The sequence below is a fragment of the Pseudomonas sp. UBA6276 genome, from assembly GCF_002438365.1.
Classification (GTDB): domain Bacteria; phylum Pseudomonadota; class Gammaproteobacteria; order Pseudomonadales; family Pseudomonadaceae; genus Aquipseudomonas; species Aquipseudomonas coleopterorum.
This window is the reverse complement of sequence record NZ_DJUS01000051.1, coordinates 388-23,156: the sequence shown is the minus strand read 5'-3', so window position 1 is coordinate 23,156 and position 22,769 is coordinate 388. Positions and strand designations below refer to the sequence as shown.

Genomic DNA, 22,769 nt, shown 5'->3' with positions numbered 1-22,769 from the left:
CGCCTTCAAATGGCGATCTTCCACAAGCGGGATTCATCGAACAGCAGCACGGCGTTTTCCGGCTCCAGTGGCGGGACCTGCAGCGCCACGCCAGCGCTGGGCAGGCGTGGCACGGCGCCGAGCAGGCGTTGGGTGTACGGGTGCTGCGGCGACTCGAACAACTGCTCGACCGGCGCGTGCTCGACCACCTGACCATGACGCATCACCAGCACCTCGTCGCTGACATGACGGATGACGCCCAGGTCATGGGAAATGAACAGGTAGGCCAGGCCCAGTTCGGCTTGCAGGTCGGCGAGCAGGTCCAGCACCTGGGCCTGGACCGAGACGTCCAGCGCCGATACCGGCTCGTCGCAGACAATCACCTTGGGGTTGCTGGCAATGGCTCGGGCAATCGCCACCCGCTGGCGCTGGCCACCGGAGAGTTGCAGGGGCCGTCGCGTTGCCAGCTCGGCAGGCAAGCGCACCTGCTGCAGCAAGTGACGAATACGAGGTGCCTGGTCAGGCGCTGCGACGCCGGCCACGTCCAACGCATCGGCGAGAATCTGCCCGACGCTCCAGCGCGGGTCGAACGAACTGAGCGGGTCCTGATAGATCACGCTGATGTCACGTCGCAGCGCCCGGCGCTGGCTCTCGGCGACGCGTGCATCGGCGCTGCCGTTCCAGGGTTGATCGAGGAAGCGCACCTGGCCGTCGTCCGTTTCGAGCAGTCCCAAGGCCATGCGCGCCACGGTGGTCTTGCCCGAACCGGATTCACCGACGATGCCCAGGGTCTGGCCGGCGCGCAGATTGAAATCAACGCCGTCGACCACCTGGCGCACCTGCTGGTCAGGCCCGACATAGCGCTTGCCCAGGCCACGGGCGTGCAACAGCACGGGCTGATCGAGCCGTGGCGCGCGGGCAAGCTTGGCGGCAGGTTGACCAGGGCTGAGGCGGGTACCGCGTTCATGCTCCGCCGGAACCGCATCGAGCAGGCTGCGGGTGTAGGGATGGCGCGGCGCGGTCAGCACCTGGTGCATGCTGCCCTGCTCCACCACTTCACCGTGCTGCAACACCAGCACCTCGTCGGCCAGTTGCGCGACCACCGCCAGATCGTGACTGATGATCAACAACGAACTGCCCTGGGCCTTGATCGCCTGCAGTACACCGAGAATCTGCGCCTGTACGGTGGCGTCCAATGCGGTGGTCGGCTCGTCAGCGATCACCAGGCCCGGATCGAGCGCCAGGGCGCTGGCGATCAACGCACGCTGACGCAGTCCGCCGGACAATTCTCCCGAGCGCTGTCTGGCGCGCAGGGCCGGTTCTGGTACCCCGACCCGTTCCAGCAGTTGCAGCACCCGCGTGGCACGGGAAGCACGATCGCCACAACCATGGGTCTGCAGCACTTCGAGAATTTCCTTGCCGACCGGCCGCAGCGGGTCGAGCGAAACCAGAGCATCCTGCAACACGAAACCAATGTCCTTGCCGCGCACTCGACGCCACTGGCGGTCGCTCAAGGCCAGCAAATCGAGATCACCGTATTGCAGGCGCCGCGCCCGCACCTGTGCGCCCTCTCCGGCCAGGCCGATCAGGCTGCGCGCGGTAACGCTCTTTCCCGAGCCGGATTCCCCGACCAGGGCCAGGGTCTTACCTGGTTCCAGGGTGAACGACAGGTTGCGCACCACGTTTTGCCCGGCGAAGTCCACGCTCAGGCCTTCGACGATCAGCGTCTTGTGGCTCATGTCAGGCGGCCCTCCAGGCGTTGTTGCAGATAGCGACCGGCAACCGTGGTCGACAAGGTGGTGAGTACGATGAACAGTCCAGGGAAAAACGTCAGCCACCAGGCGTTAGCAATGAAGTCGCGGCCCATGGACAGCATGGTGCCCCACTCCGGCGTGGGCGGCCGCGCGCCCAGGCCGAGGAAGCTCAGCGCCGAGGCCCAGACGATGGCCTGCCCCACACCCATGGTCAGGGTGACGATCAGCGGGCGCATGGCGTTGGGCAGCAGCTGCCGCCAGATGATGCGTCGAGTCGGGTGGCCCAGGGCGCGTGCCGCTTCGATGTAACCGGCGTTGCGCACCGCCAGCACCTGCCCACGGACCATCCGCGCATACCCCGGCGCGGCGCCCAGGCCGGTGGCGATGATCAGCGGGCCGATGCCGCTGCCGAAGATGGCCACGAACAGCAACGCCAGCACCAGGCTGGGAAAGGCGAACAGGACTTCCAGCAACCAGCCCACACCGCGGTCGGTGCGCAGCCCGCCCAGGCCGCCGAGCAGGCCGAGAACAATGGCGATACTCATCGCCAGCGCCGTCGCCGCCAAACCGACGAACAGCGACAGGCGCGCGCCGTGGATCACCCGTGAGTAGATGTCGCGACCGGACTGGTCAGTGCCGAACCAGTGTGCCCAACCGGGCGGATGAAAGGCGTCGCGCGGAACGATGGCCAGCGGGTCGCCGTGCGCGAACAGCTGCGGTGCCAGCGCGGCCACGATCACCACCGCCAGGAAACCGATGGCCAGGCTCGCACCCAGACGGATCCGACGGGGTCGACGTTGAGTGCGCAGCGGCAGCGCCGGGCTTTCCAGAATCAGATCGCTCATGCCAGGGTTTCCTTCTGCCGTGGGTCGATCCACTGGTACACCAGGTCGACCAGAATGTTGGCCAGCACATAACCGGCCGCGACCACCAGGCTGATGCCGATGGTCAATGGCAAGTCCTGCAACTGCACCGCTTGATACAACTGACGGCCCAGCCCCCTGCGGGAAAAGATCACTTCGATCACCACGGCGCCGCTGATCAGCGCGCCGATCGCCCATCCGGACAACGACACGCCGGGCAGCACGGCATGCCGCAGCGCGTGCTTGAAGCGTACCGCCGCGTCGCTCAGGCCACGGGTGCGCGCGGTCAGCACGAAGGGCTGATCCAGGGTCAGTTCCAGGGATTCGCGGGTCACCTGGCCAATGAAACCGGCCAGCGGCACCGCCAGCGCGATCGTCGGCAGCACCAGGGTCCGCCAGCCGTCGCTGCCCGCCGGTGGGAACAGGCGCAAGCCGAAGGCGAACACCGCCAGCAGCACGATGCCCAGCCAGAAATGCGGAAGGGCCGCGCACAGGGTTTCAGCCAGGGACGCCAGGCGCCCGACCCAGCTGCGGCGGCCGGCGGTGAACACGGTCAGGGCCAGCACCAGCAGCCAGGCCAGCACCAGTGCGCTCAAGGTCAGCTGCAGGGTCGGCCCGGCCTGCTCGGCCAGTACCCGCGTAACCGGCATGTGCTGGGAATAGGAAACCCCCAGGTCGCCCTGCACCAGGCGCACCAGATACAGCCCGTACTGGACCGCCAGGGGCCGATCCAGGCCGTACTCGCGGGTGACCTCGGCGACGGTCTCCGGGGTCGGGTTGCCGCTGGGTCCACCCAGGATGGCCTGTACCGGATCGCCCGGCATCAGGCGCAGGGCGAAGAAGGTCAGCGTGGCGACGGCCCACAACACCAGCAGCCCACTGCCCAGGCGCACGGCGGCGCGGCGGCCCAGACGAATCAAGCGCTGGCGGCGGGGGTCCAGGGACGAAACGGTTAAAGCTGTCGTGGTCATTTGTTCACCCAGGCGTCATAGAGGTAGGTCACCGCCAGCGAGGTTTCCAGACGAACCCCCTGGGTCGTCTTGTAGATGCCCAGCCGGGTGCTTTGTGGGTAGGTGGTCAGTTGCAGGTACTGGCTGGAGGCGACGGCCTGCGCCTGGTGGTACAACGCCTGGCGTTGGCTGGGGTCTTGGGTGGCCAGAGCCTGTTGCACCAGCTCGTCGAACTGCGGATCGCTGAAGCCTGCGGTGTTCTGGTGATAGCCGCCCACCCCAACAGGCTGGATGAACGCGCTGCTGAAGATGATCCGCAGCACGTCGGCGGTGTTGGTGTTCCAGTAGCCAACGCGGATGTCGTAATCCCAATCGGCCTGGCGCTTGGTCGCCTGCACATCGCTCATCTGCTCCATGATCAGCTCGATGCCGGCTTGCCGCGTGGTGGCCTGCACCTGCTCCCACAGGGTGAATTCCGACGGCGGCGTGCGATTGCCCAGCACCACCGTCACCTGCAGGCGCTTGCCGTCCTTGAGGCGATAGCCCTCCTCGTCACGGCCGGTCCAGCCGGCCTCGTCGAGCAGTTGCGCGGCGCGCGCCGGGTCGTAATCCTGGGCGTGTTCGAAGTCGGGGCTGTAGAAGCGGGTGGCTTTGCTCAACGGACCACCGGCGCGGGGAAACTCGCCGAAGTAGACGCTTTTCAAGGCACCGTCGATGTCGGCGCTGCGCACGAAGGCTTCACGCACCTTGATATCGTTGAACGGCGCGCGGCGGATATTCAGCGTGCCGTTGGTAGGGTTGCCGGGGCGCTGGGCGATGATCAGTTGCAGGTCCGGGTTGCGGCGGGCCGCTTCGTGGGACTCGGGCGGCAGCACTTCGATCACGTCCACTTCACCGGCCTGCAGTGACGCGAACCGTACGGAAGGCTCCTGGATGAACTTCCAGACGATGCGATCCAGGTACGCGGGCCCCTGATGCTGGGCCGTGGGCGGCGCCGAGTTGTAGTGCGGGTTGCGTTCGAGCACCACCTGGCTTTGCCGGTCCCAGCGCGCCACCTTGAACGGGCCGGTGCCGACCGGGCTTTCGCAGTTGACGTCGCGCGGACGCAGCAGGGCCTGGGGCGATTCGATACCGAGGAAGCCCTGCGCCAGCACTTCCAGAAACGCCGCGTAGGGTGTAGCCAGGTGCACCTGAGCGGTATAGGTGTCGAGCACATCGGTGCGTTGGTACTGACGGATGTAGCCGCCGGCGGTGCTCGACTGGGTCTTGGGGTTGGCCATGTGGTCGAGGTTGGCCTTGACCGCTGCGGCGTTGAACGGCGTGCCGTCGGTGAAGCGCACGTCATCGCGCAGGTGGAAGGTGTAGGTCAGGCCATCGGGCGAAATGTCCCAGCTGTTTGCCAGCCAAGGTCCGATACGCCCCTCGGCGTCCATCGACACCAGCGAGTCGAGGACTTGCTGGGCGAGAAACACTTGCGGCATGTCGCCGGCGACGTGCGGGTCCAGGCAGGTCGGTTCGCGGTCGGTGGCATAGATGAGCGTGCCGCCGCTGACCGGGGTATCGGTGCGTGCCGCAGCGGTGGGATGGTTGTCACAACCGCTCAACAGGAAGCTGACGGCTAACAGGCTGGCCCAAGCGATACCGCCATGGGGTGTTGCAGAAGAACGCGGATGAATGTCTGGCATGGGTCGGGCTGCGCCTTGTGTCGATGCTGAAGCTCACAAGGGGTGATTGCACAAGCCATGCCGACTGCCCCACCCCGCAGTTGCGGGGCTTTGCGGGTTTTGCTGGATGGACTGACGGGGCAGTTTGTTGAAGGGGTGTTGGCTGGCGGACAGTTGTCGGGGAGAAGCTGTCTCTGTGTTGCAGATCCGGTTTCATCGGTGAATCGAAAACCGTCTTCGCGGGCAGAGACCCGCTCCCACAGTGATGCGGATGAGTTTCGTCCTGTGAGATCAGGGCGGGCGACGAGCCCTCTGCCCGCGAAGAGGCCCGCAACACACCACAGCAGCCAGGAACCGTACATGTTCAGCAAGCCGTCGAACCCTCCCGAGCCGGACTTTTTCCTGCCCGAGCTCTGCCTGCCCCAGGCCTTGCTGATGCTGATCGTACTGGCGCAGTTGCTGGTGTTCGTGCTGGTGCTGGCCGAGCCCATGAATCCGGGCTTCAACTGGGTGCGCCTGGCGCTGACGTCACTGTTCGTGCAGTGGATCGTCCTGCTCTCGGCGGGCCTGCTCTGTACCCTGCGCCCCTGGCTGGCGCGGCTGCGCCCAGGCATGGCAGGTAGCCTGTGCTGCGCATTGGTGGTGGGGCTGACCCTGACAGGCACAGCGGTGATCGACTATTTCCAGTTGGGCGGGCTCGACACGCCGACCGTGGAGGTCAACCGATACCTGCGTCATGCCCTCATCGGGCTGATCATGTCGGCACTGCTGCTGCGTTACTTCTACTTGCAGAGCCAGTGGCGGCGCCAGCAGCAGGCTGAACTGCAGTCGCGCATCCAGGCCTTGCAGGCGCGCATTCGTCCGCACTTCCTGTTCAACAGCCTGAACAGCATCGCCAGCCTGGTGGTTAGCGATCCGGTGAAGGCCGAGCAGGCGGTGCTCAACCTGTCCGACCTGTTCCGCGCCAGTCTCGCCCAGCCCAACAGCCTGGTCATGTGGCGGGACGAAGTTGAATTGGCCAAACGTTATTTATCGATTGAGCAATATCGTCTCGGCGAGCGTCTACAGTTGCACTGGAGGATCGAAACAATCCCGGATGATCTGCCGATCCCTCAACTAACCTTGCAACCATTGTTGGAAAATGCGCTGGTACATGGCATCGCCCCTTTGATTTCGGGTGGGGTGGTCAGCGTGGAGGCCGACTATAAAGGGGGAGAGTTCATATTGACCATCAGCAATCCCTACCAAGAAGCCGCCGAGGGGCACGCCTCGGGCGGAACCCAGCAGGCACTGGCGAACATTGGCGCTCGACTTGCGGCACTTTTCGGTCCGCGCGCAAGTCTTAGCGTGAATCGCCGTGACGGTCGTCACTTCACTTGTCTACGTTATCCATGTGCGAGACTCACGCAGGAATCCAGCGCTATATGAATGTCCTGATCGTTGATGACGAACCCCTTGCCCGCGAGCGCCTGAGCCGATTGGTTGGCGAGCTCGAGGGCTATAATGTGCTCGAACCCGGTGCCAGCAATGGTGAAGAAGCCCTGAGCATGATCGAGGCGCAGAAGCCTGATGTGGTCTTGCTCGACATTCGCATGCCGGGCCTGGACGGGCTGCAAGTCGCCGCCAAGCTGTGCGAGCGCGACACGCCTCCAGCGGTGGTGTTCTGCACCGCCCATGACGAGTTCGCCCTGGACGCATTCCAGGTCAGCGCCGTGGGTTATCTGGTCAAGCCGGTGCGCTCCGAACACCTGCTCGAAGCACTGAAAAAGGCTGAAAAGCCCAACCGTGTGCAGTTGGCTGCACTGACTCGTCCTGCTGCCGAGGCCGGTACCGGTCCGCGCAGCCACATCAGTGCGCGAACCCGTAAAGGCATCGAGCTGATTCCACTGGACCAGGTGATTTACTTCATCGCCGACCACAAGTACGTGACCCTGCGCCACGAGGGTGGCGAAGTGCTGCTCGACGAGCCGCTCAAGGCACTGGAAGACGAGTTCGGCGATCGTTTCGTGCGCATTCACCGCAATGCTTTGGTGGCCCGCGAGCGCATCGAGCGCCTGCAACGCACACCGTTGGGCCACTTTCAGCTCTACCTGAAAGGCCTCAACGGTGACGCGCTGATCGTCAGCCGACGCCATGTCGCCGGCGTGCGCAAGATGATGCAGCACCTCTAGGGCTCCAGTGGCCGCGCCCAGTCTGGCTGACTGGGCGCGGCCTGCCGCACAGCTGGTATCATCGTCCGCTAATCTTCATACGGATCGATTCATGCCCATTCGCGAAATCCGCATCGCCACCCGTAAAAGTGCCCTTGCCCTGTGGCAGGCCGAGTACGTCAAGGCTCGACTGGAGCAGGCCCATCCCGGTCTTCAGGTCAGTCTGGTCCCGATGGTCAGTCGCGGCGACAAGCTGCTCGATTCGCCATTGTCGAAGATCGGCGGCAAGGGGCTGTTCGTCAAAGAACTGGAAACTGCCTTGCTCGAAGGCACGGCAGACATCGCTGTGCATTCGATGAAAGACGTGCCGATGGACTTTCCCAAAGGGCTGGGTCTGTACTGCATCTGCGAACGGGAAGACCCTCGCGATGCCTTCGTTTCCAATGCCTGGGACAGCCTGGAAGCGTTGCCGCCCGGCAGTGTCGTCGGCACTTCCAGCCTGCGTCGTCAAACCCAACTGCTGGCGCGCCGCCCCGACTTGCAGATCCGCTTCCTGCGGGGCAACGTCAATACCCGGTTGGCCAAACTCGATGCCGGTGAATACGATGCGATCATCCTCGCCGCCGCCGGCCTGATCCGCTTAGGCTTCGAAAATCGCATCACCACCAGCATCAGCGTCGAGGATAGCCTGCCTGCAGGCGGCCAGGGCGCGGTCGGTATCGAATGCAGGACGGACGACAGCGAGATCCATGCGCTGCTGGGGCCGTTGCATCATCGCGATACCGAATTCCGCGTCAGCGCCGAGCGTGCCCTGAACAAGCACCTCAATGGTGGCTGCCAGGTGCCCATCGCCTGCTATGCGGTGCTCGAAGGCGAACAGATCTGGCTTCGCGGCCTGGTGGGTGATCCGGCCGGGCAGCTCTTGCTGCATGCCCAGGCACGGGCACCACTGGCCGATGCGCAACAGCTGGGCGTACAGGTGGCCGAGGCGTTGCTGGAGCAGGGCGCCGACGACATCCTGCGTGCGGTGTACGGCGAGGCAGGTCATCCTTGAGCCCTTGGCGAGTGTTGCTGACACGGCCCACCGACGAGTGCGCGCAGCAAACTCAGGCGCTGCGCGAAGAGGGTGTGTTCGCAGCAAGCTTGCCGCTTCTGGCAATCGAGCCTCTGCCGTCGAGTGATAGCCAGCGGCAAATGCTGGCCAACCTTGGTCAATACGACGCAGTGATCGTGGTCAGCAAACCCGCCGCGCGCCTGGCACTGCAGCAAGCACCTGCCAGCCTTGGCCAGACTGCCTGGTTCAGCGTCGGCGCTGGCACGGCAGCCATTCTCGAAGAGCGCGGGCTGCACGTGACGTATCCTGAAACAGGAGACGATAGCGAAGCCCTGCTGAATCTGGCCCAATTGCGCACCGCCTTGATCAGCCCTCATCCACGTGTGCTGATCATTCGTGGCGAGGGTGGACGCGAGGCGCTGGCCGAACACTTGCGCGACCAAGGCGCAGCGGTGGAGTATCTGCAACTGTATCGACGCAGCATTCCGGTCTACCCGCCGGGTACGCTGGCGACCCGTATCGAATCGGAACGCTTGAACGCCGTGGTGGTCAGCAGTGGGCAGGGTTTTCAACACTTGCACCAGTTGGCAGGTGAGCAGTGGCCGGCGATCCGCGCCCTGCCACTGTTCGTGCCCAGCCCGCGGGTGGCGGCGCTGGCGCGTGACGTTGGCGCTTTGAATGTTGTGGATTGCCGAGGTGCCAGCACTTCGGCGTTGCTGGCGGCGCTGCACACGCAGACCGCACCCAGATCGTAAGGCGCGACCGCCAGCCTGGCGGGCGCGCCCCAATGCAAAGGATGGACACGTGAGCGAAACAGCCTTGCCCAAAGACGAGACGCAGAGCGCCCCGAAGGCGCCTTTCGAACAGCCAGCCGCCGTGCCGCCTCAGCGCTCGGCCAATGGCAATGGCTTGGCGATCATCGCGCTGCTGCTGGCCGCCGCTGGCCTCGCTGCCGCGGGTTGGGGCGTGTGGCAGGTGCGCACGCTCACCGCCGGTCATCAGCAGCAGTCGCGAGTGATCGAAGGGCTCGCCACGCAGACGCTGACCCTGGAGCACAACGAACGGCAACTCAGCGCCGACCTGGCGCAGTTGCCCGATGCCAACGAATTGGAAGATCGCCGCCGTCTGGTCGCGCAGTTGCAGGGCGACCAGCAGCGTCTGAGCCAACGCCTGGAAACCGTGCTGGGTGCCAGCCGCAAGGACTGGCGCCTGGCCGAGGCCGAGCATCTGCTGCGCCTGGCCAGCCTGCGTCTGTCTGCGCTGCAGGATGTCACCAGCGCCAAGGCACTGGTGCAGGGCGCCGACGAAATCCTGCGCGAGCAGGATGACCCACAAGCCTTCGCCGCTCGCGAACAATTGACCCGTAGCCTGGCGTCGCTGCAAGGCACAACCCAGCCCGACCGCACCGGCTTGTTCCTGCAGTTGAGCGCACTGCGCGAGCAGGCAACGCAGTTGACGGCCCTGGCCCCGGAATTTCAGGCAGCCGCCGACGCCGCGCAAGGCACTTCGCCTGAAGGCGAGACCCGCTGGCGTCAGTGGTGGAACAAGATTTCCGGGTTCTTCCGCGTCGACTTCAACCCCGATGACAGCATCCGTCCGTTGCTGGCCGGGCAAAGCCTGAACCAGGTTCGCCTGGCTCTGAGCCTTGCACTGGAACAGGCGCAATGGGCCGCGCTCAACGGTCAGGGCAAGGTCTATACGCAAGCGCTGGATGACGCACGCAGCATTCTCATCGCAGGGTTCAACCGCGAAAACGGCCACACCCAAGCCATGATCGAACAGCTGACCGCACTCAAGAGTCAGCCGGTGTCGGTCACCACACCTGATCTGGATGCCAGCCTCAATGCCATCCAGGCCTACCTGCAACGCCGCCATACGCCGGTCGAAGGCCTGCAGAAATCGACCGAAGCCACGCCAGGCGCTGCGGAGAGCCAGCCATGAAACGGTTCTACGTGATCCTGTTTCTGGTGATCGCCGCCATGGTCGGGCTCGGCTTGGCCGTGGCCAAGCACCCAGGCTACGTGCTGATCGACTACCCCCATGTGATGCGCTACGAATCCGGCCTGTGGACCACGTTGCTGGCCTTGCTGGTGCTGGTGCTGCTGGTATTCATCATCTACCTGCTGATCAGCGTGGTGGTTACCTCCGGCCGCGTGGTCAATCCATGGTCGGGCCGCAACCGCAGTCGCCGCGTGCAGGCTGCCATCGAAAAGGGCCAGTTGGACCTGGCCGAAGGACGCTGGGCCAGCGCTCAGAAGCACCTGCAGCACGCCGCCGAACACGAACGTCAGCCCCTGCTGTATTACCTGGGCGCAGCCCGCGCAGCCAACGAGCTGGGCCGCTACGAAGACAGCGACAGCCTGCTCGAACAGGCCCTGGCACGTCAGCCACAAGCCGAATTGGCGATTGCCTTGAGCCATGCCCAACTGCAGAGCGATCGCGGCGACAGCGACGGCTCCCTGCAAACCCTGCAGGCCATGCACGAGCGTCATCCGCGCAATGTGCAGGTGTTGCGTCAATTGCAACGCGTGCATCAGCAACGTGGAGACTGGGCTGCCGTGGTGAAGCTACTGCCACAACTGCGCAAGGACAAAGCCTTGCCAGCGGCCGAGCTGGCCGAACTGGAACGGCGTGCCTGGGGCGAGAACCTCAGCGTGGCCGCGCATGTATCGGCACCGGATCAAGGTCAGGGCGAAGCGGGCCTGGCTGCACTCGAGCGCGCATGGCAGGCACTGAGTTCGGCGCAGCGTAAGGAGCCTGCATTGGTCCTTGCCTATGCCGAGCAGTTGCGGCAGGTAGGTGCGCAGACCCAGGCCGAAGAGGTCCTGCGTACCGCGCAGAAGCGTCAATACGACACGCACCTGGCTCGCCTGTACGGCCTGGTCATCGGCAACGATCCGGCGCGCCAGTTGCAGACCGCCGAAGGTTGGCTCAAGCAACACACCGATGACGCCGGGCTGTTGCTGACACTCGGCCGCCTGTGTCTGCAGAACCGTCTGTGGGGCAAGGCACGCGATTACCTGGAAAGCAGCCTGCGTCTGCAGCGCAGCCCGGAAACCTGTGCGGAGCTGGCCCGCCTGCTGGCCCAGCTCGGCGATACCGAGCGCAGCAACCTGCTGTTCCAGGAAGGTCTCGGGCTGCTCGACGAGCGCCTGTTGGCCGCGCCGCTGCCGACCACGGTTCGCCCGCTCTAACGCACTTTCAGGCCTAAGTGCTCAGGGTGATGCACCCCTGTTCCGCGACATGTTCGTGGAACAGGGGGCGAGGCCCGCAAATCCGGCATTCGTTCCGGTATTGCCACGATTAAACACTTGTATGAACTTTATCCGATGCGTACCTTGATGCCACTGGCGCACGGGCATAATCTCCCCCTGCACGTACATCGACATTCGCCGTCACAGACCGCGAATCGGTCCGAGCCCTGCTTCCTGTGATACAGGAGTGCGACGCCGGGCATGACCCACAAGGGAAGCACTCATCATGTTGGAAAGCTGCAAGAATGCCCAGGAACGCTGGGGCGGAGTTCACCTGCTGATCGATCGCTGGCTGCAGGAACGCAACGAGCTGATCAAGGCCTTCGATGCACTGGGCGATACGCCCCAGGCGCTGGTCGAGGATCGCAAGAGGCTTCAGGATTTCTGCGGTTTGCTGGTCGACTACACCTCGGCAGGCCATTTCGAGATCTACGAGCAACTGACCGACGAAGCCAAGGCATTCAACGACAAGCGTGGTCTGGAGCTGGCCGATACGATCTGGCCACGCATCGACGAGATCACCCAGAAAGCCCTCGACTTCAACGACTACTGCGACAAGGGCGACTGCTCCGATGCCGCCGTCATCCTGGAAAAGCTGAAGGAACTGGGGCGCTTGCTGCACGAGCGCTTCGAGCTCGAGGATTGCCTGATCGAAGTGCTGCACAACGCTCACAAGGAAGAATCCGTCGCTCAGGCGTGATGGGCGTCAGACGCGGCCCTATGGGGCCGTGGCCAACAGTTGGATATCAAAAGTGAGTGGCGTGTAGGGGGGGATCAGATCCCCTGCGCCCTCGGCACCATAGGCGTGGGCAGAGGCAATCACCACGCGCCATTTCGCACCCGTAGGCATCTGTTGCAGTGCCGTACGCCAGCCTTCGATGACGCTGTTCAAGCGAAACCACTGCGGCTGGTTGCTTTGGTCGAACACGCTGCCGTCAGGCAACCTCCCCATGTATTGAACCTGCACGCGCTCATCGGCCGTGGCAGGGCTGCCTGCCCCAGGTTCGAGTACGGTTATCAGCACCCCGTCCGAGATCTCCCGCACACCAGCCTTGGCCCGCTCGCCGGCCATGAAGCGACGCTCGGCCGCCTGCGCCTTTTCCGTGTCCGGGCCGGTGTCAGCCTTGTCCGCCTGCGCCTGGTATTGAGCCAGTAGCTGGCCCATGCGCTCATCGCTCAAGGCCAGCGGCTCCTGCCGGTAGGCTTGCTGCAAGCCCTTGACCAAGGCGTCCAGTTGAAGGCCGGGGGCGTCCTGACGCAGGCGTTCGCCCAAGCTGGCACCCACACTATAGGCCAGGTCGTGGCCATCATCCGGTGTACCCTGCGCAGCGTGCGCTTGCGACCACACCAGCGACAACGGCACCAGGGACAACGACAGCAGCAGGCGAGACAACATGGGGGTTCTCCAGAACAAGACAGACCGAGCATCGAGCGATTATGCCACCGAGTGCGCAACGGGGGCTGGCAGGTACGGTCAACATGTTCTGGCGGCTCTACGGTCTCAGGTCTAGTATGAGCCTCAACCCATCGGCCCGGAGGTAAGCTATGTCGGCTAACAAGAAGCCTGTAAACACCCCGCTGCATTTGCTGCAACAGCTGTCCGGCAGTTTGCTCGAGCACCTTGAAAGTGCATGTTCCCAAGCCTTGGCCGATGCTGAAAAACTGCTCGCCAAGCTCGAGAAGCAACGCGGCAAGGCTCAGGAAAAACTGCACAAGTCGCGCACCAAAGTGCAGGACGCCGCTGCCGCCGGCAAGAAAAAGAAACAGGCCAAGGCGCATGATTCGGTGAGCGAACTCGAGGAGCTGCTCGACGATCTCAAGGAACGCCAGGCCGAAACCCGCGCCTACATCGTCGAGCTCAAGCGCGATGCCCAGGAGAGCCTGAAGCTGGCAGCCGGCGTGGGTCGTGTCCGCGAAGCGGCCAGCAAGGCCATCGAAACCCGTTCGGCCAAGCCCAAGGTGACCACGGCATCCGTCACTCAGCCTGCCAGCTCGGCGACCAAGCCTGCTGCTCGTACCCCAGCCAAAACCAGTCCGACAGCTTCGACCGCGCGTGCCGCAGCCAAGCCGGCAGCGAGCAAGACCACCCGAGCCGCTGCCGCCGCCACTGCAAGCAAACCTGCTGTTTCGCGCAGCACCACGCGCAAGGCCCTCGCCGCGCCAGGCGCAGCGGTCAAGCCCGAAGCGAAGGCGCCTGCCAAGCCTGCCGCCCGGCCTGCAAGGAAGCCTGCCGCCGCCAAGTCGCTGGCGGCAGCCGTTCATACGAGCGCAACCGAGTCAGATGCTCAAGCCGTGGCCGGTCAGCCAGACAAAGGTGGCGCGTCGTCCAGCGAGGCCTGAGTGTCGCGGGCTGCCACGCTCAGTGTCCGCAATGCATCGCTGACGCCTGCAGCCGGCGCCGGTAGCAGGGCGGGCAGCCAAGTCATGTTGGACTGTTCCGCGGCAAGGAGCCACGGAGCGGCTTGGCGGTGCAGGCGCTGCAGCAACTGGCGCTCGGCATTGAGTTCCAGCGCCTTGATCGATTCACGCAGCGGCATCAGCTCGGGATCATGCATGGCCTTTGCGCGCCACTGCTGGCGAAGCTCGCGCAGTGGTCGCACGACCTCATCGTGCCAGGGCGTGGCGATCGCCTGCAGCAGCATCACACGCTCATGCGAACAGGCCACGCCTCTGGCACCCAGCCAGGCGCCGCACAGCAGCAGGCACACATTGGCGCCTTCTGCCTGCAACTGCAGGCAGGCGGCCTCGATGCCCGGTCGGGCATAGAGCTTCAAGGCAAACTCCCATAATTCATCGTGCATCGTGCTACTCGCGCCAGTGGGCAAGGAAGCTGGTAGACTTCGCCGCCATTATGATCCGACTTCAGAACCTCACTTTACAGCGTGGCCCGCAGCGTCTGCTAGAAGATGCCGAGCTGACTCTGCACGCCGGTCAGAAAGCCGGTCTCATCGGTGCCAACGGTGCCGGCAAATCCAGCCTGTTCGCCCTGTTGCGCGGCGAGCTTGCGCCCGACTCGGGCGATTGCTACCTGCCTGCCGACTGGCGCATCGCCCATATGCGCCAGGAAGTCGATACCCTCGAACGCATTGCGGTCGACTATGTGCTCGACGGCGATGTACGTCTGCGCGAAGTGCAGCATGCCCTGGCCGACGCCGAAGCTCGGCAGGATGGCGCCGCCCAGGCTCGTTTGCATGCCGAGCTCGACAGCGCCGATGGCTATACCGCCGATGCGCGTGCACGCAAGCTGCTGGCCGGGCTGGGCTTCAGCAACGAGCAGATGGACCGTCAGGTCGGTGATTTTTCCGGTGGCTGGCGGATGCGTCTGAGCCTGGCGCAGGCCTTGATGTGCCCCTCCGACCTGTTGCTGCTCGATGAGCCGACCAACCACCTGGACCTTGATGCCATCCTGTGGCTCGAAGACTGGCTGAAAGGCTATCCCGGCACCTTGCTGTTGATTTCCCACGACCGCGACTTCCTCGACGAGGTGGTCGATCATGTTGCGCACGTCGAACAACAGAAGCTGACCCTGTATCGCGGTGGCTACAGCGCCTTCGAACGTGCCCGCGCCGAACGCCTGGCGCAGCAGCAGCAAGCGTACGAGAAGCAGCAGGCGCAGCGGGCGCACATGGAGAAGTACATCGCCCGTTTCAAGGCCCAGGCCACCAAGGCGCGCCAGGCTCAGAGCCGGATCAAGGCCCTGGAGCGCATGGAGGAGCTGTCGGCGGCGCACGTCGACTCGCCCTTCGATTTCGTCTTCCGCGAGTCGGTGAAGATTTCCAGCCCGTTGCTCGACCTCTCCGAAGGTCGCCTCGGCTATGGCGACAAGGCTGTGCTGGAGAAGGTCAAGCTGCAACTGGCACCCGGTGCGCGCATTGGTTTGCTGGGCCCCAACGGCGCCGGCAAGTCGACCCTCATCAAGAACCTCGCCGGTGAGCTGACGCCCATCGGCGGGCGCCTGGTGCGTGGCGAGAATCTGGTGGTGGGCTATTTCGCCCAGCACCAGCTTGATTCTCTGGACAGCAAGGCCAGCCCGTTGCTGCATCTGCAACGCCTGGCGCCTACCGAGCGGGAACAGGTGCTGCGCGATTTCCTCGGCGGCTTCGATTTCCGCGGTGCGCGCATCGACGAGCCAGTGCTGAATTTCTCCGGCGGTGAAAAAGCGCGCCTGGCGCTGGCCTTGATCGCCTGGGAGCGGCCCAACCTGTTGCTGCTCGATGAACCGACCAACCACCTGGACCTGGAGATGCGCCTGGCCCTGACCATGGCCCTGCAGGAATTCAGTGGCGCGGTACTGGTGGTGTCCCACGATAGGCATTTGCTCAAGAGCACCACGGACGACTTCCTGCTGGTGGCCGATGGCAAGGTCGAGACGTTTGATGGCGATCTGGACGACTACGCGCGCTGGCTGGTTGATTATCGTCAACGGCATGCCCCGGCCAGCAACACCCCGGTCAATCCCGACAAGACCGACAAGAAAGCCCAGCGCCAGGCTGCCGCTGCCTTGCGTCAGCAGTTGGCCCCGCACAAACGCCAGGCCGACAAGCTGGAGCGCGATCTGGGTGAGGTGCACGAGAAGCTGGCGAAGATAGAAGCGGCCTTGTCCGACAGCGCGCTCTACGAGGCCGCGCGCAAGGATGAATTGCGCGATCAGCTTGCTCAGCAGGCCAAGCTCAAGGTTCGCGAGAGCGAGCTGGAGGAGCAGTGGATGGAAGCGCTGGAGCTGCTCGAAGACATGCAGGCACAACTCGAGGCATTGGGCTGACGCTGCGGCGCGATGCCGGGCCGCCGTCACAGGCCCATAGCCAAATTCGCTGCGCCGCTTTACCTTAGGCTGTCCCTATTCAAGCGTCGAGGTCCGTATGTTGCTGGAAACCTGGTTGGCCTTTTTTGCTGCGTGCTGGATCATCAGCCTTTCACCGGGTGCCGGGGCCATTGCGTCAATGTCCAGCGGCCTGCAGCACGGTTTCCTGCGCGGTTACTGGAATGCAATTGGCCTGCAGTTGGGGCTGCTCCTGCAGATCGTGATCATCGCCGCGGGCGTCGGGGCCGTGCTGGCAGCGTCCGCCACGGCGTTCCAGGCCATCAAGTGGTTTGGTGTGCTGTATCTGCTCTATCTGGCCGTCAAGCAGTGGCGTGCGTTGCCCGCCGACATCAGTGAAGAAACCCAGCAAAAGCCGACAGGCAAAGCGTCCAGTCTGGTTCTTCGAGGCTTTCTGGTGAACGTCGGCAACCCCAAGGCACTGGTGTTCATGCTTGCGGTACTACCACAGTTCATCAATCCACACGCGCCACTGCTGGCCCAATACCTGACCATTGCAGCGACCATGATAACCGTGGACCTGATCGTCATGGCCGGCTACACGGGGCTTGCGGCCAAGGTCTTGCGCCTGTTGCGCACGCCCCGTCAGCAGCGGCGCATGAACCGTACCTTCGCGGGACTGTTCGTGGCCGCTGCGACGTTGCTCGCGACCTTGCGCCGAGTGCCTGCCTGAACCCGATCTGTGCGGTGGCTGCACAGATCGTGTTGCGGTTTCAGTCTGGGAGCAGGGCAGTGCCAACCCTAGACTGGGCGCTCACTTCTGACAGGATACCGCCCATGTTCGCTTTCCCCCGCCGTTTGCTGTGTGCCGGTCTGCTTGCCGCAGGCGTCGGCTCTGCTGGCGCAAGCACCGAGACTCCTAACCAACCGACCATTCGGGCAATGTTCGGTGCGGCGCCCGTGCAGCACCTTCCTGCCGGCAAGACGGCGCTGCTGGTAATCGATTTTCAGAACGAGTACTTCACCGGCAAGATGCCGATTCCCGACGGTCCCACCGCTCTGGCCAATACCCAGGAATTGATTGGCTACGCCGATCGCCACAAGATCCCGGTGTTCCACGTGCAACACGTTGCACCTGCGGGGTCGGCACTGTTCGCCGAGGGTGGTGAAACAGTGAAGTTTCACCCACGCCTGCAGCCCCGTGCCACTGATCAGGTGTTGCGCAAGAATACGGTCAGCGTTTTCGCCAGTACCGATCTGGACACTCAGCTCAAGGCTCGTGGCATCGATACTGTCCTGGTCGCTGGCCTGATGACTCATGCATGTGTGGCAGGCGCTGCCCGCGACGCGGTGCCGCTGGGCTATAACGTGGTGGTAGCGTCCGATGCGTCGGCGACCCGCAGCATTACCCGCTTCAACGGCCAGAGCGTTGATGACAAGGCACTGCACGCAGCCGCGCTGGCGGAAATCGAAGACACCTTCGGCGATGTGCTGAGCACCGCGCAGATCCAGGCGTTACCTGTACGTTGAGCCCTGAATGAATCAACTGCTCGCAATGCGCATCTTCCGTTGCCTGGTGGAAACACGCAGTTTCACCGGCGCAGCAGAGCGCCTGGAGACCACTCATTCGACGGTATCCCGGCAATTGCAGCAGTTGGAGAGCGAGCTGGGTGCGCGGCTGCTCAACCGGACGTCACGGCAGCTGAGCCTTACGGATGCGGGCAAACGCTACTACACGGCCTGTGTCGATATCCTGCAGCGGGTCGATGCCGCAGCCGAGGAAGCGCGCGTACACAAGCAGCCCTCCGGTCGCTTGCGTATCAGCGTTCCGCTCGTGTTGGGAACACTGGAACTGCCGTTCTGGTTGCCGGCTTTTCAGGAGCGCTTCCCGGATATCCAGCTGGACATGTCGTGCTCGGATCCCTTGGTGGATCTGGTGGCCGACGGTTTCGACGTTGCCCTGCGCATCAGTGGCCCGCCGTTGTCCGACAGCACCATGGTCGCGCGCTTGCTGACCGTGTCACCCATGGTGCTGGTCGCCTCGCCGGCCTACCTGTATCGCCGTGGATTGCCTCGAGGCGTGGACGATCTGCTGGCGCACAGTTTGTTGGCCTATGCCGATGAAGCACACTGGCAACTGCACATGGGTGAGCAGACGGTGCAAAGTGTGGACGCCGGACGGCAACTGCGCAGCGACAGCATTGCCGCGTTGCACACGGCCGCTGTCGCGGGCATGGGGATTGCCGCCTTCACCCTGGCAACCGTTGCGCGCGATCTGCGCGCCGGGCGCCTGGTGCGGGTATTACCAGAGGTGACGCTGGGAGCGCGTAGCTACTACGCGCTCTACCCTAGCGCCGCGCATCTGCCAGCCAAGGTCCGCGCCTTTGTCGATTTCATGGCCGATCACTACCATGCGGACCCAGACCCCTAGACCTGCCTGTACAGCAGCACTCAGGCCTGGGTGAGCTCGATCACCCGATCCACCAGTTTATTGATACCGGCAGCGGCTTCGCTGATGGTCTTTGCGCTCATGTAGGCGGGCGTGCTGACCAGCTTGCGCGCGGTGTCCTCGACGATCTCGGTCACTTCGCATTCCTGGTGAGTGCCGCCCATCTTCTCGATGGCCTGCGCGGTATCGGCATCGGTGCCGATGGTGCAGGTCACGCCGGGTCCGTAGATCTTGGCGGCCAGTGCCGGCGAGATGCAGATCAGGCCAACCGGCTTGCGTGCTTCGGCGAAGGCTTCGGCCAGTGCCTGCACCTGCAGGTTCACAGAACAGGCGGCGCCGTCGCTGGCGAAGGAAGACAGGTTCTTTGCCGCGCCGAAACCGCCGGGGACGATCAAGGCATCGAAGTCGTCAGCATTGGCCAGGGCGATGTCCTTCACCTCGCCACGGGCGATCCGCGCCGATTCCACCAGCACGTTGCGTGATTCGGGCATTTCCTCGCCACTGAGGTGGTTGATCACGTGCTTCTGGGCAACGTCGGGAGCGAAGCACTGCACTTCGCAGCCACGTTGGTCCAAACGCAACAGGGTGATCACGCTTTCCTGAATTTCGCTGCCGTCATAGACGCCACAGCCGGAAAGGATCACCGCGATTTTCTTGGTCATGTCGAACTCCGATTCTGTCCGCTGTTTCAGTAGCATGGATCCCGATCGGCGTCGCGTGTTCAGTTCGAGTCGGCGATCAGGGCTGTTCGTCGCTGGGCGCTGGCGTGACTGCAGGGGGTTGCAGGCGAGCCTGGCGGGCGATGCGGGCCGCTTTGATGCGGCGGCGTATCCACAGCAAGGCGCCGATCAGTACCAGCGCACCCAGCACCCACAGCTCGTATTTCTTCACGTTGCCCAGCATGTGTTCCAGGAACGAGCCGAAATGATAGGCCGCCAATCCCAGTGCGGTGGCCCACACCGCCGCGCCAATGCCGTTGAGCAGCAAATAGCGTCGCGGGGGATAGCCCGACAGGCCGATGGCCACCGGCATGACGGTGCGCAGGCCATAGACGAAGCGAAAGCTGAGGACCCAGATGTCCGGATGCCGGCGGATATGCTCCAGCGCACGGTCGCCTAGCAGCTGCCAGCGGGGTTTGCGCGCCAACAGCTTGCGGCCATGCTTGCGGCCCATGAAATACCAGAGCTGGTCGCCTGCGTAGCTGCCGAAGAAGGCCACCACCACAACCATGTTGATATCCATGTAGCCACGGAACGCCAGGAATCCGGCCAGGACCAGAATGGTCTCGCCTTCGAAGAACGTGCCGAGGAACAGGGCGAAATAGCCAAAATCGTTCAGGAATTGTTGGAGCATTTTATCGATGCTGGCGAAGTGAATGCGCAGCCTAACCCTTCAGGGACATACATGAAAGTGTCCAAATGTGTCTTGTCGTGAACAATGCTTGTCAACCTGAGATCGTAGACAGCATGTGTATGCGGCCAGGCCTGTCATGCGAACGTCATAATCGATGCTTATAACTGTCGCGCCCCCCTTCCAAGCGTGCAGGCGCCAATGGCATCCTGACGCATTACGCGATCCGTGCCGCTCAATTGCAGAGGGCAGTTACGCCCCCGGGAACGCCAGATGAACAACGAAGCCCAGACGCAAGTCGCTCTCACTCAAGACCAGCCGGTGGTCGAAACCCCGGTAGAAGCGCCGTTGGTCATAGAAGCCATCGTCGAACCCGCGCACCCGAGCGAGGCCCTTGCGCCGGCGCCGCACATCGTCGTGCCAGGGTTGGACGACAGCAGTCTGTACATCCATCGCGAGCTGTCGCAGCTGCAGTTCAATATCCGCGTGCTGGAGCAGGCACTGGATGAATCCTATCCGCTGCTCGAGCGGCTCAAGTTTCTGCTGATCTTCTCCAGCAACCTCGACGAGTTCTTCGAGATCCGCGTGGCGGGCCTGAAGAAGCAGATCACCTTCGCCCGTGAACAGGCCGGGGCCGATGGTCTGCAGCCACATCAGGCGCTGGCGCGAATCAGCGAGCTGGTGCATGGGCACGTCGATCGCCAGTACGCGATCCTCAACGACATCCTGTTGCCGGAGCTGGAGAAGCATCAGGTTCGCTTCATTCGCCGCCGGCACTGGACGACCAAGCTCAAGACCTGGGTGCGTCGTTATTTCCGCGATGAAATCGCCCCGATCATCACGCCGATCGGGCTGGATCCCACACACCCGTTCCCGCTGTTGGTGAACAAGAGTCTGAACTTCATCGTCGAGCTCGAAGGCATCGACGCCTTCGGCCGTGATTCGGGCCTGGCGATCATACCGGCGCCGCGCTTGTTGCCACGCGTGATCAAGGTGCCCGAGGACGTCGGTGGGCCAGGCGACAATTTCGTCTTCCTCTCCTCGATGATCCATGCCCACGCCGATGACCTGTTCCAGGGCATGAAGGTGAAGGGCTGCTACCAGTTCCGCCTGACCCGCAACGCCGACCTGTCGGTCGACACCGAAGACGTCGAAGACCTGGCGCGTGCCCTGCGCGGCGAGTTGTTCTCGCGGCGCTACGGTGATGCGGTACGCCTGGAAGTGGCCGACACCTGCCCCAAGCATCTGTCCGACTACCTGCTCAAGCAGTTCAACCTGTCCGAGACCGAGCTCTATCAGGTCAACGGGCCGGTCAACCTGACGCGTCTGTTCAGCATCACCGGTCTGGACAGCCACCCAGAACTGCAATACCTGCCGTTCACGCCACAGATTCCGAAATTGCTGCAGAACAGCGAGAACATCTTCAGCGTGGTCAGCAAGCAGGACATCCTCCTGTTGCACCCGTTCGAGTCGTTCACGCCGGTGGTCGATCTGCTGCGCCAGGCCGCCAAGGATCCCCATGTGTTGGCCGTGCGGCAGACGCTGTACCGCAGCGGTGCCAACTCCGAGATCGTCGATGCGCTGGTGGATGCCGCGCGCAACGGCAAGGAGGTGACCGCAGTCGTCGAATTGCGCGCGCGCTTCGATGAAGAATCCAACCTGCAGCTGGCCAGCCGCCTGCAGGCCGCTGGCGCGGTGGTCATCTATGGTGTGGTGGGGTTCAAGACCCACGCCAAGATGATGCTCATCCTGCGTCGCGAGGGCGGTGAAATCGTGCGCTATGCGCATCTGGGTACCGGTAACTACCACGCCGGCAACGCCAAGCTGTACACCGACTACAGCCTGCTGACCTCGGACGATGCACTGTGCGAAGACGTCGGCAAACTGTTCAGCCAGTTGATCGGCATGGGCAAGACGCTGCGCATGAAAAAGCTGCTGCATGCACCCTTCACGCTGAAGAAGGGCATGCTCGACATGATCGCGCGCGAAACTCAGTACGCGCTTGATGGCAAGCCGGCGCACATCATCGCCAAGTTCAACTCGCTGACCGATCCGAAGATCATCCGCGCCCTGTACAAGGCCAGCCAGTCCGGCGTGCGCATCGATCTGGTGGTGCGCGGCATGTGCTGCCTGCGGCCGGGCATTCCCGGGGTGTCGCACAATATCCATGTGCGCTCGATCATCGGGCGCTTCCTGGAGCACACGCGGGTGTTCTACTTCCTCAACGGTGGCGAGGAGCAGATGTTCCTGTCCAGCGCCGACTGGATGGAGCGCAACCTCGACAAGCGTGTGGAGACCTGTTTCCCGGTTGAAGGCAAGAAGCTGATCATGCGGGTCAAGAAGGAGCTGGAGAGCTACCTGACCGACAACACCCATTCCTGGATCCTGCAGGCCGACGGGCGCTACGTGCGCAACACGCCGACCGGAAACCAGAATGCCCGCAGTGCACAGGACACCCTGCTGGAACGTCTGAGCAACCCGATCCTGCCGGTGCGCTAGCAGACATCACGATCGGCGGCGCCCCCTTCGCGGGCAGAGCCCGC

The 22,769-nt window shown here is 63.6% G+C and carries 21 protein-coding genes; 13 read left to right on the top strand and 8 right to left on the bottom strand.

Features of this window, described 5'->3' with window-relative positions; genetic code table 11:
* Positions 1 to 5: 5 nt before the first annotated feature.
* Genes B2V21_RS05885 through B2V21_RS05870 form a run of 4 tightly spaced genes read right to left on the bottom strand, consistent with a single transcriptional unit; the run spans position 6 to position 5,231 of the window.
* Positions 6 to 1,718 carry a dipeptide ABC transporter ATP-binding protein gene (locus B2V21_RS05885; RefSeq protein WP_286916309.1) on the bottom strand — a complete coding sequence of 571 codons (1,713 nt, stop codon included), beginning with the start codon at positions 1,716 to 1,718 and terminating at the stop codon, positions 6 to 8.
* Positions 1,715 to 2,578, bottom strand: coding sequence for an ABC transporter permease (locus B2V21_RS05880; RefSeq protein ID WP_286916308.1), 864 nt, complete (start codon positions 2,576 to 2,578; stop codon positions 1,715 to 1,717). Before B2V21_RS05880 ends, B2V21_RS05885 begins: the two co-directional genes overlap by 4 nt.
* The gene (locus B2V21_RS05875) at positions 2,575 to 3,567 is read right to left on the bottom strand and encodes an ABC transporter permease (protein ID WP_286916307.1); all 993 of its coding nucleotides are present in this window, start codon (positions 3,565 to 3,567) and stop codon (positions 2,575 to 2,577) included. Before B2V21_RS05875 ends, B2V21_RS05880 begins: the two co-directional genes overlap by 4 nt.
* The gene (locus B2V21_RS05870; protein WP_286916306.1) at positions 3,564 to 5,231 is read right to left on the bottom strand and encodes an ABC transporter substrate-binding protein; all 1,668 of its coding nucleotides are present in this window, start codon (positions 5,229 to 5,231) and stop codon (positions 3,564 to 3,566) included. The genes B2V21_RS05875 and B2V21_RS05870 overlap by 4 nt, the downstream gene beginning before the upstream one ends.
* Before the next feature lie 339 nt (positions 5,232 to 5,570).
* Between B2V21_RS05870 and B2V21_RS05865 the strand changes: the two genes are divergently transcribed.
* From B2V21_RS05865 to rsd, 7 genes are all read left to right on the top strand, one after another.
* Entirely contained in the window at positions 5,571 to 6,638 is a 1,068-nt protein-coding gene (locus tag B2V21_RS05865; protein WP_286916305.1) for a sensor histidine kinase, read from the top strand.
* Positions 6,635 to 7,381 (top strand): LytR/AlgR family response regulator transcription factor, encoded by a 747-nt coding sequence (locus tag B2V21_RS05860; RefSeq protein ID WP_286916304.1) that lies wholly within the window; start codon positions 6,635 to 6,637, stop codon positions 7,379 to 7,381. Before B2V21_RS05865 ends, B2V21_RS05860 begins: the two co-directional genes overlap by 4 nt.
* 91 nt (positions 7,382 to 7,472) lie before the next feature.
* Entirely contained in the window at positions 7,473 to 8,414 is a 942-nt protein-coding gene (hemC, locus tag B2V21_RS05855) for a hydroxymethylbilane synthase (protein WP_286916303.1), read from the top strand.
* On the top strand, positions 8,411 to 9,169 hold the full coding sequence (locus B2V21_RS05850) for a uroporphyrinogen-III synthase (protein ID WP_286916302.1): 759 nt from the start codon (positions 8,411 to 8,413) through the stop codon (positions 9,167 to 9,169). The genes hemC and B2V21_RS05850 overlap by 4 nt, the downstream gene beginning before the upstream one ends.
* Positions 9,170 to 9,218: 49 nt before the next feature.
* A complete protein-coding gene (locus B2V21_RS05845) occupies positions 9,219 to 10,355 on the top strand; it encodes a uroporphyrinogen-III C-methyltransferase (RefSeq protein ID WP_049860314.1) in 1,137 nt (378 codons plus the stop codon).
* On the top strand, positions 10,352 to 11,608 hold the full coding sequence (locus B2V21_RS05840; RefSeq protein WP_286916301.1) for a heme biosynthesis HemY N-terminal domain-containing protein: 1,257 nt from the start codon (positions 10,352 to 10,354) through the stop codon (positions 11,606 to 11,608). Before B2V21_RS05845 ends, B2V21_RS05840 begins: the two co-directional genes overlap by 4 nt.
* A gap of 286 nt (positions 11,609 to 11,894) precedes the next feature.
* The gene (gene rsd, locus B2V21_RS05835) at positions 11,895 to 12,368 is read left to right on the top strand and encodes a sigma D regulator (protein ID WP_122742980.1); all 474 of its coding nucleotides are present in this window, start codon (positions 11,895 to 11,897) and stop codon (positions 12,366 to 12,368) included.
* Positions 12,369 to 12,386: 18 nt separating this feature from the next.
* Here rsd and B2V21_RS05830 read toward each other — a convergent pair whose 3' ends face one another.
* Entirely contained in the window at positions 12,387 to 13,061 is a 675-nt protein-coding gene (locus tag B2V21_RS05830; RefSeq protein WP_376787069.1) for an FKBP-type peptidyl-prolyl cis-trans isomerase, read from the bottom strand.
* Positions 13,062 to 13,213: 152 nt separating this feature from the next.
* Between B2V21_RS05830 and B2V21_RS05825 the strand changes: the two genes are divergently transcribed.
* Positions 13,214 to 14,008, top strand: a complete 795-nt coding sequence (locus B2V21_RS05825; protein ID WP_286916299.1) for an AlgP family protein — start codon at positions 13,214 to 13,216, stop codon at positions 14,006 to 14,008.
* On the opposite strand, the gene B2V21_RS05820 is transcribed toward B2V21_RS05825, so the two are convergent.
* On the bottom strand, positions 13,969 to 14,469 hold the full coding sequence (locus tag B2V21_RS05820; protein WP_056844755.1) for a TIGR02444 family protein: 501 nt from the start codon (positions 14,467 to 14,469) through the stop codon (positions 13,969 to 13,971). The two genes, B2V21_RS05825 and B2V21_RS05820, sit on opposite strands and share 40 nt — an antisense overlap.
* A gap of 50 nt (positions 14,470 to 14,519) precedes the next feature.
* Between B2V21_RS05820 and B2V21_RS05815 the strand changes: the two genes are divergently transcribed.
* The 4 genes from B2V21_RS05815 to B2V21_RS05800 all read left to right on the top strand — a co-directional run bounded on the left by B2V21_RS05815 (position 14,520) and on the right by B2V21_RS05800 (position 18,858).
* Positions 14,520 to 16,430: an ATP-binding cassette domain-containing protein gene (locus B2V21_RS05815; protein ID WP_286916298.1), complete on the top strand. Its 1,911-nt coding sequence runs from the start codon at positions 14,520 to 14,522 to the stop codon at positions 16,428 to 16,430.
* Positions 16,431 to 16,527: 97 nt separating this feature from the next.
* Entirely contained in the window at positions 16,528 to 17,160 is a 633-nt protein-coding gene (locus B2V21_RS05810) for a LysE family transporter (protein ID WP_049860307.1), read from the top strand.
* Between the two features lie 104 nt (positions 17,161 to 17,264).
* Positions 17,265 to 17,957, top strand: a complete 693-nt coding sequence (locus B2V21_RS05805) for a cysteine hydrolase family protein (RefSeq protein WP_049860306.1) — start codon at positions 17,265 to 17,267, stop codon at positions 17,955 to 17,957.
* Between the two features lie 7 nt (positions 17,958 to 17,964).
* Entirely contained in the window at positions 17,965 to 18,858 is an 894-nt protein-coding gene (locus B2V21_RS05800; protein WP_286916297.1) for a LysR family transcriptional regulator, read from the top strand.
* Positions 18,859 to 18,878: 20 nt separating this feature from the next.
* On the opposite strand, the gene elbB is transcribed toward B2V21_RS05800, so the two are convergent.
* Positions 18,879 to 19,538, bottom strand: coding sequence for an isoprenoid biosynthesis glyoxalase ElbB (gene elbB, locus B2V21_RS05795; RefSeq protein WP_056844751.1), 660 nt, complete (start codon positions 19,536 to 19,538; stop codon positions 18,879 to 18,881).
* A 76-nt stretch (positions 19,539 to 19,614) separates the two neighbouring features.
* Positions 19,615 to 20,229 carry a DedA family protein gene (locus B2V21_RS05790; protein WP_049860303.1) on the bottom strand — a complete coding sequence of 205 codons (615 nt, stop codon included), beginning with the start codon at positions 20,227 to 20,229 and terminating at the stop codon, positions 19,615 to 19,617.
* 270 nt (positions 20,230 to 20,499) lie between these two features.
* Here B2V21_RS05790 and ppk1 point away from each other — a divergent pair, with 270 nt between their 5' ends.
* Positions 20,500 to 22,725 (top strand): polyphosphate kinase 1, encoded by a 2,226-nt coding sequence (ppk1, locus tag B2V21_RS05785; RefSeq protein WP_049860302.1) that lies wholly within the window; start codon positions 20,500 to 20,502, stop codon positions 22,723 to 22,725.
* Positions 22,726 to 22,769 lie beyond the last annotated feature (44 nt).

What these genes read in the sequence shown, in the direction of transcription:
- B2V21_RS05870 (WP_286916306.1), bottom strand. Translation starts at nt 5,231, where the DNA reads ATGCCAGACATTCATCCGCGTTCTTCTGCAACACCCCATGGCGGTATC.
- B2V21_RS05790 (WP_049860303.1), bottom strand. Translation starts at nt 20,229, where the DNA reads ATGCTCCAACAATTCCTGAACGATTTTGGCTATTTCGCCCTGTTCCTC.
- B2V21_RS05825 (WP_286916299.1), top strand. Translation starts at nt 13,214, where the DNA reads ATGTCGGCTAACAAGAAGCCTGTAAACACCCCGCTGCATTTGCTGCAA.
- elbB (WP_056844751.1), bottom strand. Translation starts at nt 19,538, where the DNA reads ATGACCAAGAAAATCGCGGTGATCCTTTCCGGCTGTGGCGTCTATGAC.
- B2V21_RS05800 (WP_286916297.1), top strand. Translation starts at nt 17,965, where the DNA reads ATGAATCAACTGCTCGCAATGCGCATCTTCCGTTGCCTGGTGGAAACA.
- B2V21_RS05880 (WP_286916308.1), bottom strand. Translation starts at nt 2,578, where the DNA reads ATGAGCGATCTGATTCTGGAAAGCCCGGCGCTGCCGCTGCGCACTCAA.
- hemC (WP_286916303.1), top strand. Translation starts at nt 7,473, where the DNA reads ATGCCCATTCGCGAAATCCGCATCGCCACCCGTAAAAGTGCCCTTGCC.
- B2V21_RS05885 (WP_286916309.1), bottom strand. Translation starts at nt 1,718, where the DNA reads ATGAGCCACAAGACGCTGATCGTCGAAGGCCTGAGCGTGGACTTCGCC.
- ppk1 (WP_049860302.1), top strand. Translation starts at nt 20,500, where the DNA reads ATGAACAACGAAGCCCAGACGCAAGTCGCTCTCACTCAAGACCAGCCG.
- B2V21_RS05865 (WP_286916305.1), top strand. Translation starts at nt 5,571, where the DNA reads ATGTTCAGCAAGCCGTCGAACCCTCCCGAGCCGGACTTTTTCCTGCCC.
- B2V21_RS05840 (WP_286916301.1), top strand. Translation starts at nt 10,352, where the DNA reads ATGAAACGGTTCTACGTGATCCTGTTTCTGGTGATCGCCGCCATGGTC.
- B2V21_RS05875 (WP_286916307.1), bottom strand. Translation starts at nt 3,567, where the DNA reads ATGACCACGACAGCTTTAACCGTTTCGTCCCTGGACCCCCGCCGCCAG.
- B2V21_RS05820 (WP_056844755.1), bottom strand. Translation starts at nt 14,469, where the DNA reads ATGCACGATGAATTATGGGAGTTTGCCTTGAAGCTCTATGCCCGACCG.
- rsd (WP_122742980.1), top strand. Translation starts at nt 11,895, where the DNA reads ATGTTGGAAAGCTGCAAGAATGCCCAGGAACGCTGGGGCGGAGTTCAC.
- B2V21_RS05810 (WP_049860307.1), top strand. Translation starts at nt 16,528, where the DNA reads ATGTTGCTGGAAACCTGGTTGGCCTTTTTTGCTGCGTGCTGGATCATC.
- B2V21_RS05860 (WP_286916304.1), top strand. Translation starts at nt 6,635, where the DNA reads ATGAATGTCCTGATCGTTGATGACGAACCCCTTGCCCGCGAGCGCCTG.
- B2V21_RS05815 (WP_286916298.1), top strand. Translation starts at nt 14,520, where the DNA reads ATGATCCGACTTCAGAACCTCACTTTACAGCGTGGCCCGCAGCGTCTG.
- B2V21_RS05805 (WP_049860306.1), top strand. Translation starts at nt 17,265, where the DNA reads ATGTTCGCTTTCCCCCGCCGTTTGCTGTGTGCCGGTCTGCTTGCCGCA.